Here is a 19,366-nt window from a genome sequence, read left to right on the forward strand (position 1 = left end):
TCTATAGTTGATCTGAAGGTTCGCGCCACGCGGACTTTTTGTTGCAACTCAGCCGTTTCAGCGAACGGAGGTGTTTCATGTCCGAAAAAGAGTCCATCACCACCCTCCTCACCCTGCTCGACGCCCGCCAGGCGCGCCTCGCAGCCGCCTGCAAAGAGATTGCCGACTGGGTCGATCATCAGGGCGGGCATCCGACAGCTTTGCGCATTCGCGACCGGCTGCACGACATTGAAAAGGATGCGCCGCTGATTCGCGATACGCTCTCGACGCTCAAACCGATCGACCGGCCGTTGCCACGGTTCAGATAGGCCTCCGCGTAGCAGTCCTCTCTGCATCGGCGCAGAGAGGACGCCGATTGGTACTTTTCCGACCGACTCAGTCGCCCTTGCCGGTACGGCCGCCTCCATGGCTGTGCTGCCCGCCGACGCGTGCCTTCTCGGCCCGATCAACTTTCACGTTGACTGGACTCTCGCCTTTCTTGCCGGCTTCCTTGATTTTCTGTGGGTCTTCAGCGAACGGTTGATCCTTGTGATGATTGGTCATCTCAATGTCCTCAGAATAGTTATATACATACACTTAACAGACTCTAGTTTCAGCCGATTACAGTTCAACTTCGCACCGACAAATGGTCAGAATTCCGAAGCGAAGCGGTAACAAACTCCAACCTCTTTTGCACATCAACCAGCAACTCGAAAAGTTATACGAAGCGGCGCAGAAAACAGCAGGCTGTATAAGTTTCATCACAAAGTTACCGTTCATCGGCCTGAGGAAAAATTTTCAAAACATTTTTCGCCGGCTCGTAATCGGAGTAGATGTCCGGTGCGACAACGGACATAACTAGCGAAACGTTAATTGATATCGGAGAGCTATCATGACCACAGGAAATAAAAATCCAGGTAACTTCGCAAACGATCGTGAAAAGGCATCTGAAGCCGGCAAGAAAGGCGGTCAGTCGTCGGGCGGCAACTTTGCCAATGATCGTGAAAAAGCATCCGAGGCTGGCCGCAAAGGCGGGCAGAACAGCCACGGCGGCGGTCGCAAGTCCTGAGTGAGCAGCACAAGGGCAGCCCTGCTGCCCTTTGAAATCGGCTGATGGAGCGCAATCATGAGAACGGTAACGGCTTCTGCACGAGGCGAAGTGCAACGAAACAAGGGAGCAGAAGTGTATCCCGAAGCAGCGCGCAGTTCGCAAGTGACGAGGTCGGATGTTTCGCCTGTGTCCCCTTGTGTTGAAAGACAGCAAATCAGTCCACGATACAGGGAAAGCGTTCAGCAGGAATGTTATGAACGCCGGGAACTTACTGTTAATGCAGAGAACTCCCGCACTGCGAATACACAACCCACTTATGAGCGCTCTTCTTAGCAGACCGGTCAAACTTGTAGTTACAAGACAAGCGAGACCCATAGAGCAAACCAATCAGCTAACTAGTCAGCACTTTGCGAATGACGACGGCACGCAGTTTGTGCATCCTTGATTCGCCAGTTGCTATATAGAGAAATGAGGAAGTTTGAAATGGCACAAGATAAACAAGGCGGCATGTCGGTAAACGAAGCAGGTAAAAAAGGTGGGGAAGCCACTTCAGCTTCGCACGACAAAGAGTTTTATCAGGAAATCGGTAGCAAGGGCGGCCAGAACAGCGGCGGTAACTTCAAGAACGATCCGGAACGTGCCGCTGAAGCCGGGAGCAAGGGCGGTCAGAACAGCGGAGGCAATTTCAAGAACGACCCGGAACGCGCAGCAGAAGCAGGCAGCAAAGGGGGCCAGAACAGCGGCGGCAACTTCGCCAATGATCGGGAAAAAGCCTCTGAGGCCGGACGCAAGGGTGGTCAAAACAGCCATGGTGGCGGGCGCAACAGTTGATGCGTCGGGTGCAGGGGAGCGTGGCTCCCCTGCCCACTTTCATTCAAGCGAAATTACAGCTATTGCTTAGGAGTCCTGACCAGCCGAGGGAATCGCCATGCCTGTTCATGTCATCAACTTCACCGGCCCGATCAACGCCTCGACCTGCGGCCAATTGATCGATAAAGCCTCGCTCGCCGTAAAGGAAGATGCACCCAGACTGATCGTCAACATCGCCACCATGGGCGGTGAATGCAGTTACGGTTTCACGATGTACAACTTCCTGTTGGCCCTGCCTATTCCGGTACACACCCATAATCTGGGAACCGTCGAGTCGATGGGCAACATTGTCTTTCTGGCCGGCCAGCGCCGCACCGCCTGTACCCACAGCAAGTTTCTGTTTCACCCATTTCATTGGCACCTGCAAGGTTCGGTCGATCACTCGCGCATGTCGGAATACGCCATGAGCCTGGATTACGACTTGCACCTCTACGCCCAGATCGTCGCCGAGCGTACGAGCAACGGAAAAAATGCGTTGGAGACAGAGAAATATCTGACAGCAGCTCCGCGCATCATCAACCCTGAAGAAGCCATGCATTCGGGCCTTATCACGGCGATTGAAGACACCGAGGTTCACGCGGACTTTGTCTGCTCGTGTATCTACTCCTGACTCGTCCCACTTGATAACGCGTCGTAGCGGGCGCGTTCCTGGCTTATCAGCCGGCAATTCAGCCAAAAATTCCAGACGAAGTTGTACAGAATCGATCTGCCGTACAGATTTACAAATCGCCCAATCAGCCGGTCATCACGCCCGTTTCAATTTCTCTGAATTATTCATTTCGCCAGATATCCGTCTTCTTAACAGGCGGAGGAAATGTATGAGCGGAGAGGATTTGTACGTGATTGATTACCTGCTTCACGGGAAGCCCAGGTCATTCGTCATTCGCACAAAAACCATGAACAATGCCGAAGCGTGGCAATGGGCAAGTTGTGACGCGGGTATCGCGCCCATCCCCCGCCCCGGCCGACCTCCGTTGAAACGTTTTTCCAAACCAATGGCGGAACGCTTTGGCGTGACCGAGGTGCAATGGCGAGAATCAGTACCTTTGGTCTGGGAGGAGGATCACGTGAAATGACAGAACGCACATTGAAATTCGGTTTCGGCCGCTCATGGGATGACGAGATGGCGGAGAACGCCGCGATGTTCCGCGAGGCCGATCTGCTCGAAGAAGCGGCTTACAGGATCATCGAGAACGACACGGACAATCCTGAAGCCTGGGCCCGTTTCAGCGAAGCCAAGGCTATGGCCGACGCCAAACGAACGGCGGCCTATCAGGACTGGATGCGCATCAAGCGCGCGATGAGCAAGCCGCGCTCGAAATAGCGGACTGGCGCCTCATGGCTTGAGGATCAGCAGCAGTTCGCCTTTCGGGACGACGTAAGTGGCCAGTTCGACGCCTTTCTCGTTGCCAATGTTCTTCGCCACATGCGCGACGCCCGCCGGAATGAACAACGAATCGCCGGCCTTGAGTATCACCGGCGCCCGCCCTTCGAGCTGATACTCGAACGTGCCGCTGATGACATAGGCGACTTCGACGCCGGGATGAGCATGTCGAGGCGAGGTGACGCCAGCGTCGAAATCGATACGCGCCTGAATCACCTCACGATTGTCAGCGCCGAGATCCTGACGAACCAGATCGGTGCGGCTCAGACCTTTCTGCCAGCTCGTTGCCGGCGCATCCGCCGCATGGGTAAAGCCTGTCAGGGAGGCGAAGACAACGGCAGAAGCCAGAAACAGTGGACGGTACATGGTGATGCCCTCTTGAGCGTAGTGTTGGTGTGAGGGCTACTTTGGGCTCGGCATGTAGGGCGGATGTGTCTCGAAGGCGCAGTTTGGTGTTGCCGTGTGTATCGGCTGGGGGTTGATACATGCTTATACAAACGTGTCGCTGGCCACCGCCACAAGCCACTCTCTGAAAGCGCTGATCTTTGGCGATTCAGCGGTTTCATGGGGTGTAACCAAATAGAAACCGAGATCATCCTGCAGGCGCAGGTCGAACGGTGCGACCAACCGGCCCGCACGCAGATCGTCGTTCACGTAGGTCGAACGACCGATGCACACGCCATGCCCGTCAATTGCCGCCTGCACCGCCATCATCGCCAGATCGAAGGTCAGCTTCGCGCCGTCGGCCAACTGCGCAGGCTGGCCGGCGGCGCTGAGCCAGGCCTGCCAGTCGCTGGCGGTGAGGCCGCTAACTTGTACAAGCGTGTGACTAGCCAGATTTTCCGGAGTGTGCAATGTCGTCGCCACTGCTGGACTGCACACGGGAAATACCTCATCGGCCATGAGAAAGTCCGCGCGCAGACCTTTCCAGTCGCCCCGTCCGTAGCGAATCGCCGCGTCGATGCCTCCTCGGCGAAAATCCGCCAGATCGGTAGTGGCGCTGATGCGCACATCGATGTCCGGGAACGCCTGCTGAAATGCCGGAAGGCGCGGCAAAAGCCATTTCGACGCAACCGAGACCAGCGTGCTGATGGTCAATACGCTGGACCCGCGCGACTCGAGTAATTGTTGCGTCGAATGGCGCAACGCTTGAAATGCAGAACGCACCCCCGGCAGGTAGGCCTGCCCGTCTTCGCTAAGCGCCAGGCCATCCTTGAGGCGCAGGAACAATGCCACGCCCAACTCGGCTTCGAGGCGCCTGATCTGGTGACTGATTGCTGTCTGCGTGACGTTCAACTCGGTCGCAGCGGTGGTAAAGCTCATATGCCGAGCCGCCGCTTCGAACGCGCGCAGGCCGTTGAGGGAGGGAAGTCTGGCAGTCATAAGGCTAAGGAGCGCATGAGAATTTGTCATACGCTAGCACTGCAAATGACCTTTGCGAAAGTTTTGGCCGCAGTGGATCGTGGCGCCTCCACTTTCAAGGGACATGCCATGAAACTTTACTTTGCACCGAAGACCTGTTCGCTCGCCCCGCATATCGTCCTGCGCGAACTCGGCTTGCCGTTCGAAATGATCCTCGTCAACAACCAGACCAAGCGCACGGCTGACGGCCGTGACTTCCGCGAGATCGATCCGAAAGGCTACGTGGCCGCGCTGCAACTGGATAACGGCGAAGTGCTCACTGAAGGCCCGGCGATCCTGCAGTTTCTCGCCGATCAAGTCCCCGGGAGCGACTTGGCACCTGCCGCCGGTACGTGGCAGCGCGCACGTTTGCAGGAACACCTGAACTTCATCAGCTCTGAGATTCATGCCGCCAGCGCGCCATTGTTCAGCGCGGAAATTCCGCAGTCAGTCAAAGCGTTTTTTCGGCAGAGATTATTCGAACGGCTGGATTACCTGAATCTTCAATTGGATCGTAAGAACTATCTGATGGACACCTTCGGCATTGCCGACCCCTATCTGTTCACGGTGCTGACCTGGTTGCCGACATTTGATATCGATATTGCCGAATGGCCAGCTCTGGCCACCTCTATGCAACGCATCGGCGCGCGGCCCAGTGTGCTTGCTGCCATCGCGGCGGAAGCAGCGACTTTGCCAGTCTGAACGCGCGCGGGCCATGGCCTTAGGGAATCTGTAAACTGCCGCAATCTTCATTCACTCAAACAAGAGATGCCCATGGCCAATCAAGACATCATCTTCACGCCGGATCCCGACACCGATTCGATTTCCTCCGACGTTGCCACCTTCGGCGGCATCATGGTTTCCACGCAGATTCCAACCCGCGCCGATGGCAGCCTGGAACTCGGCGGCATCACCGAGCAGAGCGAGTGCACCCTGCAAGCGCTGAAAGTCGCACTGGAACGTGCCGGCAGTTCGATGGACCGGGTGCTGCACCTGACCATTTACCTCACCGACATGGGCGATCGCGGGGCTTTCAATGAAGTGTACAAACGCTACTTCGCCAAGCCTTGGCCGGTGCGGGCGGCGGTAGGCGTGGCCTCGCTGGCAGTTGAAGGGATGCGTGTGGAAGTGACCGCGATGGCCGCGAAAGGCTGATCGAATTTGCGGATGTCACTCAATGATTTTCGGATGACACACCGCTTTCGCGAGCAGGCTCGCTCCCACAGTGGATGTATTCCGGCCCGGAGCTAACCCTGTGGGAGCGAGCCTGCTCGCGAAGAGGCCGGCACATTCAACACAATAGCTTGTCGATCTTTGCCAATCGCCATCGGGCAGCACAAGCGTGCCCGCCAAGCGTTTCACGGGTAGAATGCGCGCCTTGACCGTGACCGCCTGACTAAAAAAACTATGTCCTTGCCCAAGCATCACCTGGAATTGCTCAGCCCTGCCCGCGATGTCGCCATCGCCCGCGAGGCCATCCTGCATGGCGCCGACGCCGTGTACATCGGCGGCCCGAGCTTCGGCGCGCGCCACAACGCGTGCAACGAAGTCAGCGAAATCGCTGAGCTGGTCGAGTTCGCCCGCCGTTACCACGCGCGCATCTTCACCACCATCAATACCATCCTGCACGACAACGAGCTGGAGCCGGCGCGCAAGCTGATCCATCAGTTGTACGACGCCGGCGTCGATGCGCTGATCGTCCAGGACTTGGGCGTGATGGAGCTGGACATTCCGCCGATCGAGCTGCACGCCTCGACCCAGACCGACATCCGCACCCTCGAGCGAGCGAAGTTCCTCGATCAGGCCGGTTTCTCGCAGTTGGTGTTGGCCCGTGAGCTGAACCTGAAAGAAATCCGTGCCATCGCCGATGAAACCGATGCCGCCATCGAGTTCTTCATCCACGGTGCGCTGTGCGTGGCCTTCTCCGGCCAGTGCAACATCTCTCATGCGCAAACCGGCCGCAGCGCCAACCGTGGCGACTGCTCCCAGGCTTGCCGCTTGCCGTACACCCTCAAGGATGAAAAGGGTGGCGTGATCGCCTACGAAAAACACCTGCTGTCGATGAAAGACAACAACCAGAGCGCCAACATCCGCGCACTGGTCGAGGCCGGCGTGCGCTCGTTCAAGATCGAAGGTCGCTACAAGGACATGGGCTATGTGAAAAACATCACTGCCTATTACCGCCAGCGCCTCGACGACGTGCTTGAAGACCGCCCGGACCTGGCCCGCGCTTCCAGCGGCCGTACTGTGCATTTTTTCCTGCCCGATCCGGAAAAGACCTTCCACCGTGGCAGCACCGATTATTTCGTCACCGATCGCAAGATCGACATCGGCGCCTTCGATTCGCCAACCTTCACCGGCCTGCCGGTCGGCACGGTGGAAAAAGTCGGCAAGCGTGACATGCAGGTCGTCACCCATGAGCCGCTGTCCAACGGTGACGGTCTGAACGTACTGGTCAAACGCGAAGTGGTCGGTTTCCGCGCCAACATCGCCGAGGCCAAAGGCGAGTTCGAAGAAGACGGCGAGAAGCGCTACCGCTACCGCGTCGAGCCGAACGAAATGCCTGAAGGCCTGTTCAAGCTGCGTCCGAACCACCCGCTGAATCGCAACCTCGATCACAACTGGCAGCAGGCGCTGCAGAAGACCTCTTCGGAACGTCGCGTGGCCCTGAGCTGGATCGCTCGTCTGCGCGAAGAACAGCTGGAAGTGACCGCGACCAGCGAGGAAGGCATCAGCGCCAGCGTCACCCTCAACGGGCCGTTTGGTGTCGCCAACAAGCCTGAGCAAGCGCTGGAGCAATTGCGCGACCTGCTCGGCCAGCTCGGCACCACGCAGTATCACGCCACTGACATCAAGCTGGATGCGCCGCAAGCGTTCTTCATTCCCAACTCGCAGCTCAAGTCGCTGCGCCGCGAAGTCATCGAAGCGCTGACTGCGGCACGTGTCGCCGCGCATCCGCGTGGCAGCCGCAAGGCCGAAACCACGCCGCCACCGGTGTACCCGGATTCGCACCTGACCTTCCTCGCCAACGTTTACAACCAGAAGGCCCGCGACTTCTACCACCGTCACGGCGTCAAGCTGATCGACGCAGCGTACGAAGCCCACGAAGAGCCGGGCGAAGTGCCGGTGATGATCACCAAGCACTGCCTGCGTTTCTCCTTCAACCTGTGCCCGAAACAGGCCAAGGGCGTGACCGGCGTTCGCACCAAGGTCGCGCCAATGCAGTTGATCCATGGCGATGAAGTGCTGACGCTGAAGTTCGATTGCAAGCCGTGCGAGATGCACATCATCGGCAAGATGAAGGGCCACATCCTCAACCTGCCGCAGCCGGGCAGCGTGGTCGGCCACATCAGCCCTGAAGACCTGATGAAAACCATCCCGCGCGCACCGCACTGAGTGACCGGCGTGTGCGGTGCTTCGGTACCGCGCACGCCTGCGCCGCTCTGCCTGAGCAAATCGCAGGCATAAAAAAACGCCAACTTCTTGCGAAGTTGGCGTTTTTTCGTAGATGGCAGGGGCGGCTGGATTCGAACCAACGCATGGCAGGATCAAAACCTGCTGCCTTACCGCTTGGCGACGCCCCTGTAGCTCTGGTCAGCGGCTCCGTTAGGATCGCTGTGAGAACGGGGCGCAATTTAACAACATTCATTTCGTTTGGGAAGCCCGAGATGAAATATTTTTTGTTTTAAAACAGCCACTTATTATTTTCGCGCGAAAACAATGGGTTTCGCCTCTGTGTATCACACTGTATACGCACCCCGCCGCCATACACGCCCTTGCAAAACTGCCGTCCGGGGACACACAACGGATACCTCGCTACGCTTCAATGCACCCAGGGTTTCAAGGGTTCATCCAGCCCCTTGGCCACAGGCTCGCAAAGGAGACGTCAGCATGAAACAGGCTCTGCATACCTCTAAAATCAAGGCCGCACTTGGTTTGTCAGTCTTGGCGCTGTCACTGCTCGGCGCCGTCGGCAGCGCTCAGGCGCAAACCACTGAACCGGCCGCCGTCAGCTATTCCGCGCCCTCTCCTTTCGGCCCGCTGAAGCACATCAAGGCAGGCTTGCTCGATGTGGCTTACGCCGAAACCGGTCCTGCCGATGGCCCGGTGGTGATTCTGCTGCACGGCTGGCCCTACGACATTCACAGCTATGACGAAGTCGCACCACTGCTGGCGGCCAAGGGTTACCGCGTGCTGATGCCGTATGCACGGGGTTATGGCGACACGCAATTCCTGTCCAAAGCCACTCTGCGCAACGGCCAGCCGGCGGCATTGGCCAGCGACATCATCGACTTCATGGATGCGCTGAAGATCAAGCAAGCGGTGCTTGGCGGCTACGACTGGGGCGCGCGTTCAGCGGGCATCGTCGCAGCGCTGTGGCCAGAGCGCGTCAAGGCGCTGGTGGCGGTCAGCGGCTATCTGATCGGCAATCAGGCCGCCGGGCAGAATCCACTGCCGCCAAAAGCCGAATTGCAGTGGTGGTACCAGTTCTACTTCGCCACCGAACGCGGCCGCGCCGGCTATGAAAAGAACACCCACGACTTCGCCAAACTGATCTGGCAACTGGCCTCGCCGCAGTGGAAATTCGACGACGCCACTTTCGACCGCAGTGCCAAGGCGTTGCAGAACCCAGATCACGTCGAGATCACCGTGTTCAACTACCGCTGGCGGCTGGGCCTGGTGCAGGGCGAGGCGAAATATGCGGCGCTGGAAGAGAAACTTGCTACTGCGCCTTCGATCAGTGTGCCGACCATTACGTTGGAGGGCGATGCCAATGGCGCGCCGCATCCCAAGCCTGAGGATTATGCGAAGCGGTTTACCGGGAAGTATGAGTTTCGGTTGATAGAGGGTGGGGTTGGGCATAATTTGCCGCAGGAGGATCCGAAGGCGTTTGCACAGGCCGTGGTTGATGCGGATCGCCTCTGACAGACCCGCCCCAAAGGCCCTGCAGTGGTCAACTAATTCCGGACACCTCGATAGGTGGTTTTGACGCCATCGCCCGCTCATAGACGGTCGTTGGCAGATAGCCCAGTTTCGAGTGCAGCCGTTCGTTGTTGTAAAACCCAACGATGTACTCGGTGATGTCGCGGATCGCTTCAGCATGGTTCGCGTAGTCACGTCGCCATACCCGTTCCATTTTCAAACTCAGGAAGAAGCGCTCCATCACGGCATTGTCCCAGCAATTACCTTTACGGCTCATGCTCTGCTGCATGTCGTTTCTTGCCAATAACTCTCTGTAAGTTGCGCTCGCGTATTGGCTGCCACGATCCGAGTGGGCAATCAGTCCTGGCGGTGGTTGACGTTGCGCGATGGCCAGCTGCATTGCGGTGCACACCAGCTCTGCCGGCATGTTGGGAGCCATCGACCAGCCCACGATCTTGCGTGAAAACAAGTCCAATACCACGGCCAGGTACAGCCAGCCACTGCGGGTGCGGATGTAGGTGATGTCAGCCACCCATGCCTTGTTTGGTGCCGCTGGATCAAATTTTCGGTTCAGCACATTCCCAGCAATCGGCAGGTCATGATTGCTATCGGTCGTGTGTACAAACTTGCGCTTCCATGCCGAGCGTAGGCCGTTGGCACGCATCAGACGGCGGATTTTATACAGCCCAACAGACAAGCCTTTGCCACGCAAAGCGTCGCGCAATGGGCGGCTGCCGTAGCAGCCACCACTCTCGGCAAAAGAAGCCTTGAGCTGCACAACGACAGGGCAACTCTGCCGAACGGGCGCATCAACCCGCTTCTGAGACTCATAGAAGCCCGAACGGCTAATGCTCAGTAGTCGACAGACATGTGCCACTGAGTAAGCCTTCTCTTGCAGCTGCCGAACCAGTCGATACCTTACTTCAGCTCGCGGGCAAAGAAGGCGGTAGCCTTTTTTAGGATGTCGTTATCCACTTTGAGCTGCCGATTTTCCTGCTCCAATTGCCGGATGCGCTGTTGCTCCGCCGTTAATGGTTTACCGATTCCGGCCTGCCCCAATTGCTCTGCCTCGTATTGCTGAAGCCAGCGTCGAACGGCTGTCTCACCAATGTTCAGATCCTGGCAAACCTGCGAAACGGTTAGCCCCTGATCCTTGACCATCTTCACGACTTGCAGCTTGAAGCTGTCGTCGAATGCCCTGCGTTTTTTGGTCATGAATAACTCCTCGATAGATGTATTTTCCACCTATCGGGGTGTCCGGGGAAATTAGACCACTGCACCCCTCACCCTAGCCCTCTCCCGAAGGGAGAGGGAACTGATTGGGGGATGCCTAAGAGTCACGCCAACCTGAAAGCGCTGTAGTGAATCCATAATCGACATCCATCTTTCAGGTCGATGTACAGCGCAAGACACCTCGGTCGGCTCCCTCTCCCTCTGGGAGAGGGCTGGGGTGAGGGTTTTTGCGGGCTGCACCGGCTGGTTTTATTTGACCAGCCGCTTCTCCTTCGAAGGCCGATAACCGAAGTACGAGCTATAGCACTTGCTGAAATGGCTCGGTGAAACGAAACCACACGCCACCAGCACTTCCACCTGCGACAGCTCGGTGTGTTGCAGCAGGCGCCGTGCTTCGGTGATGCGCAGTTCCAGGTAATAGCGCTGCGGCGTGGTGCCCAGTTGTTCCTTGAACAAGCGCTCGAGCTGGCGCCGTGAGCGGCCGGCGTAGACCGCCAGTTGTTCCAGCTCCAACGGTTCTTCGAGGTTGGCGTCCATCAGCTTGATCACTTCACGCAGCGGCGCGCTGACGCAGATGTTTTCATCCGGTTTGATGCGCCGGTAGCGCGACTCTTCGAAGGCGAGGATGTCTTCGATACCTTCGACCAACGCCTTGCCGTGCAGGCCCTTGATCCAGTCCAGCGCCATGTGGAATGCCCCGGATGGGCTCGATGCGGTGAGTCGGTCGCGATCAATGACGTAGGGTTCGCTGCTGACATGGGTGCTCTTGGCGATTTCGGTCAGTGCCGGGCGATGTTCCGGGTGGATCGAGCAGCGATAGCCGTCGAGCAAACCGGCGCGGCCGAGAAACCACGAACCGTTCCACAATCCCGCCAGGCTCACGCCCCGCTCCGCTGCGGACTTGAGCAAGCCGATGAATTCATCGCTGGCGCGCAGCTCGGTGCGATAACCGCCGCACACCACCAGCAGATCCAGCTCGTTAAGCGCAGCAGAATCCAGGCGCGCATCGGGGCGGATGACCAGGCCCAGATCGCTGATCACCTCGCCATCGCCCAGGCCGAAAGTGCGCGACGAGAACAGTCCCGGGCGCAACAGGTTGGTGGTGACTACCGTGTCCAGCGCCTGGGTGAAGGCCGGGAGTGAAAAGTGTTCAAGCAAGAGGAAACCGGTGCGGGTTACGCCGGTGTTATCGGGGTTCTGTTCATTCAGATAGCGAAGGTTCTTGCCCTTCATGCCACCGCTGAATTGACGTCGTTCAATCAAGGTCGGGTCCATCGGTCGTTGTTATGCGGCGATAGTTGGCCGGTTCTGCGCAAGAGTCAATCTCGCTCGGGGTTGATGACTGGTTACGCAGGGTACGGCACGCGCATTTACGACTGTTGACCAGCACTCGAAGATTGCGCGGAATGATCGTCCGCATGCTCACGTTGCAGAGAATCGCCGATTTCCTCTACCGCACAACCAACGTCATAACCGGCACGGATCAACTCGGCGAACCGGAGCATCACTGAAGTGCCGGCATCCAGCGCCAACGCATCGATCATCAAATCCCGTATCGGCGCGCACAATTGGGCGTCAATTTCATCTGCATGTTCCTGACCGGTGGCACGGGCAATGCGCAAGGTCGCAGCGACGCCGCTGGTGTCTTCGTCAATGTCGAATACCTCGTCAAACAACATGCCCAATGTCCCTCCCGGTTGCTGCTCCGGTCGGCTCCAGTACCTGAGTTCGATAGACTCTCGTTTGACCCTTTCCAGGTAACGTCTGATCTTTCCCGGAATCGTCGCTGCTGCTTTCACGCGATTGTAGTATTGGTGGCTGGCCAGACTGGCGGCGTCTTTGACAACCTTCCACGCAACGAACCAGAGCTGGGAAACACTGTAGGTGTGCAAGGCTGCACGCAGCGTGCTCTTTATCTCGTCCCACTCTTGCTCGCCGAGTTCATGGCCATACCACTTGCATTGGTCACCCAGGTAGCACATGACATCGGCAACGGCGTAATCAAGCCACAGGTTGAAAATACCGTCGCGGTCCGTATAGACCCGCGCTGACAAAGAGCGGATCACCTCGTTTGCGTTTACCCCCGCAGAGCCGGGCATCAACAGGTAAGCCACCTGCGCGCTGATCTGCCAAACCTCATCACCTTTCCAGTAATACGTTCCAGGTTTTGCTTTCGACGGGTCCTCCAGAAGCAAGCCCGCGCTCTTCAAGGTCTCCACGAATTCATCGAAGTACCGAGGTGCCAGCCCTCGACAATCAGCGAGCGTAAACCCCGCATTGGTCAACCTGGGCGTGACCGCTTTGTCCAGCGCTGACAGCAAGAGCACCTGCGCGTCCGTAATCGCGGAATAATCCACCACATGGCAGGCCTGCGTGCGGCGATATTCTGCGAGAACCGACACGAGTTCCGCCGCTTTGGTTTTTTCAGCCTCCAGTGCCAGCGCATCCCGCTCTTTCCGGCAGCGAGTGCAGAGCGTGGTCGAGCGCAGTGCACTTTGCAGGCCTGCGAGCGGTTGCGAACTTCAACCAGTTCCTCACATTGAGGGCATATCTGGTTTTCATCGAACGCATTGCAACGTTGACGTATGAAGGCAGCCAGAGTGACGCCCTGAGGCATCTGCACAACCTCACCTAACGCACTCACTTTTTCACGGAACTGTCCTGACTCATCCATTGCCCAGTAGCGCTGGATCAACTCGATTTCTATAGGGTCTTCGGTCAGTAGTTGTAGCTGATTGTCATGCCAAGCGTCCTGTTGCATTCCTGGAGAATTGATCTCGCCATCCGCCGATTTTGCGGATCGACTACGTGCCTCAGCGTTGCGCAACACTGTCGCCAGTTCGAGGCGCGTGGCGCTCTTCCAACAAGGTCCTGGGCAACGCAAACCCTTCAAAACTGCGCTGAGTAATCGGGTTGTTGGCCTTCTGCGCGCCAATCCGATAACGCATCAACCCATCGGCAACGGCAAAGGTCAGGTCGACGCTGGTGTCGGTTCGGCCATTGAGGTGCCCGCGACTGAGCAGCCGAAACAACGACCACGGCCCGCGGTAGCTCAGGCTGGCGGTGTTGCCGGTGCTGTGTATCAGGGTCAGTTGGCTGCCATTGTTGTTGCCAAGGCTGTTGGGCCAGACCAGTCCGGTGCGTTGCGGCGCGCCGTGCTGGTAGGGGATCAACTGGCCGTCGACGCTGAGCATGCTGCTCAGGCGGGTGGCGCTCAGGGCCAGGGGTTCGATGGTCAGTTGTACGGCCAGGTGGCCGCGATGGTTGAAGAAGGTATCGCGGATGCGCTCGGCTTTTTTCAGTTGTTCAAGCACGTCGCTGCGCACCAGATAGCCGCCGAGGCTGTCGGAATACAGGGCGTCGAGGTTGTCCTTGAGGAACACGTTCAGGTACTGATCATGGAATTGCTGCAGCCGCCCTTGAGGGCCGAAGAAGGCTTCGAAGTCCTCCAGCGACGCATCCTCGCCGCTGGCCTTGAAAGGGTAACGGTTCGCCAGGCGCTCGCGGTAAAAGCTGTAAATCTCACTGTCCCAACGTTTTTCCAATTCGCGCAGGGCGGCAATCACCAGTACCTGTGCAGTCTGATCAGCGAGTTTTTTTACGTGCTGGTTCAGCGGCTCGGGCAGGCCCACCGCGACGCGTTGCAAATTGGCAATCGGGTCAGCACCGTCCAGGGAAAAGCGGTTGAGTACGGTTTTCAGCGCCGCCTTGCCGGGATCCGGATTGTCATGCACGGCTTTGGCGTAGTCGTAGACGGCACTGACCGAGCGCAGGGCTTCTTCGTAATAGGATGGCTGCTCGCCTCGTGCGGTGATCAGCTCCGAGAGACTGGAGAACGCGCGCCGAATGCCAGCGGCCTGTTGTTGGCCGTCCGAGACCTTGTCCAGCGCAAGCGGCGCCTGTCCTTCGTTCAAGGGTACCGATGGATAGATCACGCTGTTGTCGCGCAAGGTTTCCAGCAAACGCCGCAATGGCGCGGCCGGGCCGGTGACTTGTTCCAGCACCGCCACGCCGTGACTGAGGTCATCGAAGTCGGTGACCGCGAACTGATTCAGCGCCCGTCGCCAACTGTCGATGTAGTCGGCACTGTAGAGGGCGCGGATGCGTTGGGTCAGCACTTTACGGTCTTCGTCGGAGTAGTCCAGGCGTTGGCGCTCGCCGAGTACCCACTGGTCGATCATGGCCAGTTCGATAATGTCCGCGGTGCCGGGCTCGAAGTAGCTCCTGAAGCCCTTGGCGGTGAGCAGCGGCGGTAACTGCAGGCCGCTGCTCTCCTGATCAGAGTTGAGCGGGCGGTAGACGATGTCGAACGCCGGGCCGACCTCGTTGCGCAGGTCCAGCGGTCGATGCAAACGCTCCAGGGCATCCTGTTTCAGGCTCATATAGACCCGTTCGGCCATGGGCAACTGGCGCAGTTGCTGTTGCACCTGGGTAATGCGTTCGCGGTAGTGCGGCAGGTCGGCATCAGCGTATTTCAGCGCGTAGCTCAGGTGCCCCATCAAGTCGGCCTGCAACTGGCCCTGGCCCGGATAAGCACGCTGCCATTGCTTGGCGACCCATTCTTCGACGATGGCCGGGCGACGGCTTTGTCGCTCTTCTAGCATGCGGTACACGCGCAGGGCCGTCAGTTGCTGAGTGCTTCCGGCGGGCGCAGTGTCGATTGCATCCAATACACCACTGGCAATCGCCGGGAGGAAGCGTTTGGACAGCAGATTCAGGTACGCCTCATCCACGGTAGGGCCAATCGCCCGCCCCTGGTACAACCCCATATCCGACAGCAACGGCCAGGCCTCGCGGTAGTCGCCGTACACGAGCACCGCATCCCGAATCTGGTCCAACGGCACCAGCAGGTTACGGCCGGTGGTATCCACCTTGGCGTCGATGTCCCGACCACTGAATTCCTGACTCTTGGCCAAGACGCCGGCCGCCTTGTCACGGTTGACGTTGAAGTACAACTGCCAGGTCCCGATGATCACCAGACATCCCAGTGACGCGACACTGAACCCGGCGATCAGCAGCCGACGTTTGCTACGGGCCACCGTGATGTTGTCACCCGCCAGACCTGCTTCGGGGTAGATCACACGCTGGAACAGTTGCTGGGCAAAGTACACCGCTGTACCACCGACAGGTTTGACCTCGGGTGGCGGTGGTGGCAGCCGGTAGGCTTGCCCTGCCTCTTTGACGAAGGCATTACTCAGGGTTCCCTGCTGCAATACCGAAGAGAAATACAGCCCGCGCACCAGCGCCGGCGTAGTGAAGCGATCACTGCCAAGCATTTCACTGAGGAAGCCGAACAGAGCCGGGCGCAGCCCGGCCATCTGCTGCGCCAACGCCAGCAGACGATCACGTTCGATCAAGGTGCGCGATTCACCCATACCATCGAAAATCTGTTCGCTCAGGCAGGCGACAAAGGTTTGATATTGGCGGGTCAGCTCGGCTAGCCAAGCATCAAAATCATCCACGGCGTCCAGACTGAAAGTGAAACCCAAGAGGTCTTCACGCCCACTGCGCGACAAGCGGGCGAAGAACTCTTCGAACCCCTCCAGCAGGTCGAACTTGCTCAGCGTCACGTATACCGGCAAGCGCGTACCCAGCTGCCGCGTCAGCTCAAACAATCGGGTGCGCAGCAAGTTGGCGTGAGCCTTGCGTTGTTCCGGGCGCTGCGCCAACAACACCTGCACATCGATCACCAGCACCACACCATTCAACGCTCGACGGCTGCGGTTGCGCGTCAGCCAGCCGAGCAGGTGCGACCAAAGACGCGGGTGAGTGCCAGCGGGCCGTACCGGTTTGACCTTGCCGCGCTGCTCGCTGTTTTCAGCCGGTGAATCGGGGTGACTGAGGAACTCGCCCGGAGGGTCGATCAAAACTGCTTCGTCGCCAATCCACCAATCCACCGAATAGGCCAGTTGTTCTTCCTGATCGATCCTGACCCCCGCCTTGGTCACATGGGACAAAGCGAAGCTCTGATTGGAACGCGTGATCAGGCTGGTCTTGCCGGCATTTTCCTCGCCCAGCACCAGATACCACGGCAACTGATAGAGCGAACGGCGGCGCTCCATATTGTTCAGCAAATTGCCCAGGCTACGGTCCAGTGCTCGCTCTTGCGCCTCGATATAAGGAAGGCAAGGGTCAGCCTGCAGCGCAGCCTCATGCTGGCGCTCAACCTGCAAGCGCTGTAAACGACTACGCACCCGCCACGCCCAGACCAGCAACGGCACCACCAGCACCACGACACTGGCCGAAACGCGCATCGCCAGTTCACTCAGCGGCTGATGCTCACGCCAGGTCCACTGCGGGCCCAGCCACCAGATGGCGACCAACAAAAACACCACACCCAGCAGCACCAATACCGGCACCGCCTGGCTGAACTGACGCAGCACCGGCAGACCCCAGCGTTTGAGGTAACTCCAGACCATCCCCATAAATCGCTCCTACTCCTTAACCGCTTTGATCAAATGACTGTCGTCGATGAGTTGCGCCACTTTCCGGTACAACTCCGGCTCCCAACCCTGCGCCGTGGTCTCGCGCATCAGCCGCGCAACGCTGGCGTACAGGTCATCCGCCAGCCACGAGAGGCCACGCGAGGCCAACAGCTCGGCGGCGATCACGGTGGCGTAGCTGCGCTGACGCGGAGCGGCGTGGGCGGCGTGCAGTTCTTGCAGGCGCAGCAGCACCCGCTCGACGCCCTCAGTGTTGAGTTGCGCGGCCAGTTCGTCGCGTAAACCGGCGTACTCCTGCACCGGGCTACCGTTGGTTTGCGCTTGGTCGGCAGCACTGATCCAGGCCTGAGTCTGCGCATCCACGAACGGCGTGCCGTCGCTAAAGCACAACTCGAGCAAGGCCGGCAAACGGCAGATAAAACGCTCGCAGGTCTGGCGAATGGCGGCCGCCACTTCTTCCATAGCCAGCCGCGAGGCGACCTCGGCGGCCAGATAACTGCCACGCAGCCAGTACGGCGAGGCGCAGACGCTTTTTTCGATGCGCAGCAACAGGTTCGGGTCCAGGGCGTTATGGTTCAGCGCGTCCTGATAGCCATCGACGATGTCCTTGGGCACCGCGGTCAATTCAGTGCGACGGTCGCGGGTGACGGGGGGCGCGGTGCGCAGATGCGACCACAGGCCGAAGCGTCGCAGTTGGTAGCCAGTGGGGTCGTAGGGGTCCTGCTGGTTGATCTGTTCGGCCATGGCCAACACGGCGCGGCGTTGTTCGCGCTCGTTGTTCGGTGCTTGCGGTTTGGGGCTGGTGAAAAAGGCTGACTCCAGCGCACCGCCAGAGGTGGCCGCACGGGTGGGCTCAGTGGCAACGACCGGCTCGCTGTATTTGTCCAACTGGCGTTGCAACGCGTCCAACGGGGCCGGGTCGAACCTGGCGCTTTCGACACAGCGTTGCAGATTGGCCAGGGCCAGTTCGGCTGCGGCTTGGCAGGCGGGTTCAAAACTGCTGCGCTCCAGGGTCGGCAACACCTGCCCCAGCTCGCCCAACAGACGCTGCACTTGCTTGCGTTTGTTAAGGTAGCCGGTGGGACCGGGCTTGGGGTGGGCACTGTCCCAATACAACTCGACCATGCCGGCCAACAAGCCCAGGGCGTCGGCCCATCGCGCCCATTGCCGCGTCCGCAGCCACACCACTTGCAGGTGGGCAACGATGCGCCAGTGCTTGCATTGGGTCGCCAGATACTGTCGGGAGGCTTCGTCGATATATGTCCAGTCGATATCACTCTCGCGCAAGCCGCCGAGCTTGACCATTTCCTGGTCGATAGCCTGGTAGGTTTCATCCTCCACATCGAAATGCCCGGCAGGTTGCTCGGGCTCAATGGGTGTCAGCAACAGCGTGACGACATCCGCCGGCACGTCGATTACCAGCGACATACCTGGCGCTCCTGTTCGATCAATTCACCCAGCCCTTCTGCGTCGAATACCAGACCGTGCAGCCGGGGATAGTCGCTTTCCAGCCGCAGGCGCTGGCCACCGCCCATATTGCGCAACAGCGAGATAGCCTGCAGGCCGCGTCCGGCGTCGACCACCAGGCCGGCGTCGTCCAGCACCTGCCACTGGTACGCCTCGGAGACTGGACGCTCGTCCTTGAACAGTTGGATGCGAATCTTGTTGGGCCTGGCCGGCTCATCCAGCACCAATTGGAGTCGGGATATTTTCGATTCGCAGCTGATGGCCAGGTAAGGTCGGGGTGGTAATGCACCCAGGGCTGGGGCTGAGATAACCATGCGTTGGTGCTGATCGTTGTCTGCCTCCGGAAACGACGACAACCTGAAACGCTGATCTTCAGGGGGACGTCTGGCTTCATTGCGCTGGACCAGATCGACAATAGGCAGTACACGGCCCACGTCGCGTGGCGGCGCAGGCGGACGATGAATCGGCGTGCCGGCAGCCAGGTCAAAACATTCCAGGCGCTTCAAGGGCGAAACAATGGCAGGACAATCCTGAGCCGCTGCCTGCGCTTCCACGACGGCCATAACCGTCAGGCAAAACCCCCATTTCCATCCTCGCCATCCGCTGTGCATCAAT

19 protein-coding genes and 1 tRNA gene are annotated in these 19,366 nt (G+C 58.8%); 10 read left to right on the forward strand and 10 right to left on the reverse strand.

What is annotated here, in order from left to right; all coding sequences use genetic code 11:
- The first annotated feature begins 77 nt into the window (after positions 1–77).
- A complete protein-coding gene (locus tag HU724_RS16010) occupies positions 78–308 on the forward strand; it encodes a hypothetical protein (protein ID WP_016774936.1) in 231 nt (76 codons plus the stop codon).
- 67 nt (positions 309–375) lie between these two features.
- Here the strand turns inward: HU724_RS16010 and HU724_RS16015 are convergent, their stop codons facing one another.
- Positions 376–543, reverse strand: coding sequence for a con-10 family general stress protein (locus HU724_RS16015; protein ID WP_110645428.1), 168 nt, complete (start codon positions 541–543; stop codon positions 376–378).
- A 328-nt stretch (positions 544–871) separates the two neighbouring features.
- Here HU724_RS16015 and HU724_RS16020 point away from each other — a divergent pair, with 328 nt between their 5' ends.
- From HU724_RS16020 to HU724_RS16040, 5 genes are all read left to right on the forward strand, one after another.
- On the forward strand, positions 872–1,048 hold the full coding sequence (locus HU724_RS16020; protein WP_016774938.1) for a con-10 family general stress protein: 177 nt from the start codon (positions 872–874) through the stop codon (positions 1,046–1,048).
- A 465-nt stretch (positions 1,049–1,513) separates the two neighbouring features.
- On the forward strand, positions 1,514–1,861 hold the full coding sequence (locus tag HU724_RS16025; RefSeq protein ID WP_029241506.1) for a con-10 family general stress protein: 348 nt from the start codon (positions 1,514–1,516) through the stop codon (positions 1,859–1,861).
- Between the two features lie 97 nt (positions 1,862–1,958).
- Positions 1,959–2,510: an ATP-dependent Clp protease proteolytic subunit gene (locus tag HU724_RS16030; protein ID WP_073476696.1), complete on the forward strand. Its 552-nt coding sequence runs from the start codon at positions 1,959–1,961 to the stop codon at positions 2,508–2,510.
- A 208-nt stretch (positions 2,511–2,718) separates the two neighbouring features.
- A complete protein-coding gene (locus HU724_RS16035; RefSeq protein WP_016774941.1) occupies positions 2,719–2,976 on the forward strand; it encodes a DUF6555 family protein in 258 nt (85 codons plus the stop codon).
- The gene (locus HU724_RS16040; protein WP_122602898.1) at positions 2,973–3,224 is read left to right on the forward strand and encodes a hypothetical protein; all 252 of its coding nucleotides are present in this window, start codon (positions 2,973–2,975) and stop codon (positions 3,222–3,224) included. Before HU724_RS16035 ends, HU724_RS16040 begins: the two co-directional genes overlap by 4 nt.
- A 12-nt stretch (positions 3,225–3,236) precedes the next feature.
- On the opposite strand, the gene HU724_RS16045 is transcribed toward HU724_RS16040, so the two are convergent.
- Entirely contained in the window at positions 3,237–3,650 is a 414-nt protein-coding gene (locus HU724_RS16045) for a cupin domain-containing protein (RefSeq protein WP_186569126.1), read from the reverse strand.
- 123 nt (positions 3,651–3,773) lie between these two features.
- The gene (locus tag HU724_RS16050) at positions 3,774–4,667 is read right to left on the reverse strand and encodes a transcriptional regulator GcvA (RefSeq protein WP_186569127.1); all 894 of its coding nucleotides are present in this window, start codon (positions 4,665–4,667) and stop codon (positions 3,774–3,776) included.
- Positions 4,668–4,775: 108 nt separating this feature from the next.
- Between HU724_RS16050 and HU724_RS16055 the strand changes: the two genes are divergently transcribed.
- The 3 genes from HU724_RS16055 to HU724_RS16065 all read left to right on the forward strand — a co-directional run bounded on the left by HU724_RS16055 (position 4,776) and on the right by HU724_RS16065 (position 8,081).
- Positions 4,776–5,387, forward strand: a complete 612-nt coding sequence (locus HU724_RS16055) for a glutathione S-transferase N-terminal domain-containing protein (protein WP_186569128.1) — start codon at positions 4,776–4,778, stop codon at positions 5,385–5,387.
- Between the two features lie 72 nt (positions 5,388–5,459).
- Positions 5,460–5,840 (forward strand): RidA family protein, encoded by a 381-nt coding sequence (locus tag HU724_RS16060; protein ID WP_024013136.1) that lies wholly within the window; start codon positions 5,460–5,462, stop codon positions 5,838–5,840.
- A 252-nt stretch (positions 5,841–6,092) separates the two neighbouring features.
- Positions 6,093–8,081: a peptidase U32 family protein gene (locus HU724_RS16065; protein ID WP_186569129.1), complete on the forward strand. Its 1,989-nt coding sequence runs from the start codon at positions 6,093–6,095 to the stop codon at positions 8,079–8,081.
- Positions 8,082–8,194: 113 nt separating this feature from the next.
- Here the strand turns inward: HU724_RS16065 and HU724_RS16070 are convergent.
- Positions 8,195–8,269: transfer RNA gene (locus HU724_RS16070), tRNA-Gln, on the reverse strand.
- Positions 8,270–8,576: 307 nt separating this feature from the next.
- Between HU724_RS16070 and HU724_RS16075 the strand changes: the two genes are divergently transcribed.
- On the forward strand, positions 8,577–9,611 hold the full coding sequence (locus HU724_RS16075; protein WP_186569130.1) for an alpha/beta fold hydrolase: 1,035 nt from the start codon (positions 8,577–8,579) through the stop codon (positions 9,609–9,611).
- A 28-nt stretch (positions 9,612–9,639) separates the two neighbouring features.
- On the opposite strand, the gene HU724_RS16080 is transcribed toward HU724_RS16075, so the two are convergent.
- The 6 genes from HU724_RS16080 to vasI all read right to left on the reverse strand — a co-directional run bounded on the left by HU724_RS16080 (position 9,640) and on the right by vasI (position 19,362).
- A protein-coding gene (locus HU724_RS16080; RefSeq protein WP_217847173.1) for an IS3 family transposase occupies positions 9,640–10,823 on the reverse strand; the annotation gives its coding sequence in 2 pieces (ribosomal slippage) (positions 9,640–10,559 and positions 10,559–10,823; 1,185 coding nt in all).
- A 267-nt stretch (positions 10,824–11,090) separates the two neighbouring features.
- Complete coding sequence (locus tag HU724_RS16085) at positions 11,091–12,116, reverse strand: GlxA family transcriptional regulator (protein WP_071172615.1); 1,026 nt, start codon at positions 12,114–12,116, stop codon at positions 11,091–11,093.
- Between the two features lie 95 nt (positions 12,117–12,211).
- On the reverse strand, positions 12,212–13,243 hold the full coding sequence (locus HU724_RS16090) for a hypothetical protein (RefSeq protein ID WP_225927622.1): 1,032 nt from the start codon (positions 13,241–13,243) through the stop codon (positions 12,212–12,214).
- A 411-nt stretch (positions 13,244–13,654) separates the two neighbouring features.
- Positions 13,655–17,266 (reverse strand): type VI secretion system membrane subunit TssM, encoded by a 3,612-nt coding sequence (gene tssM, locus HU724_RS16095; RefSeq protein WP_186569735.1) that lies wholly within the window; start codon positions 17,264–17,266, stop codon positions 13,655–13,657.
- A gap of 9 nt (positions 17,267–17,275) precedes the next feature.
- Positions 17,276–18,712 (reverse strand): type VI secretion system protein TssA, encoded by a 1,437-nt coding sequence (gene tssA / locus HU724_RS16100; RefSeq protein WP_186569734.1) that lies wholly within the window; start codon positions 18,710–18,712, stop codon positions 17,276–17,278.
- A complete protein-coding gene (gene vasI, locus HU724_RS16105) occupies positions 18,700–19,362 on the reverse strand; it encodes a type VI secretion system-associated protein VasI (protein WP_225927623.1) in 663 nt (220 codons plus the stop codon). Before vasI ends, tssA begins: the two co-directional genes overlap by 13 nt.
- Positions 19,363–19,366 lie beyond the last annotated feature (4 nt).

The organism is Pseudomonas iranensis (assembly GCF_014268585.2).
Taxonomy (GTDB): Bacteria; Pseudomonadota; Gammaproteobacteria; order Pseudomonadales; family Pseudomonadaceae; genus Aquipseudomonas; species Aquipseudomonas iranensis.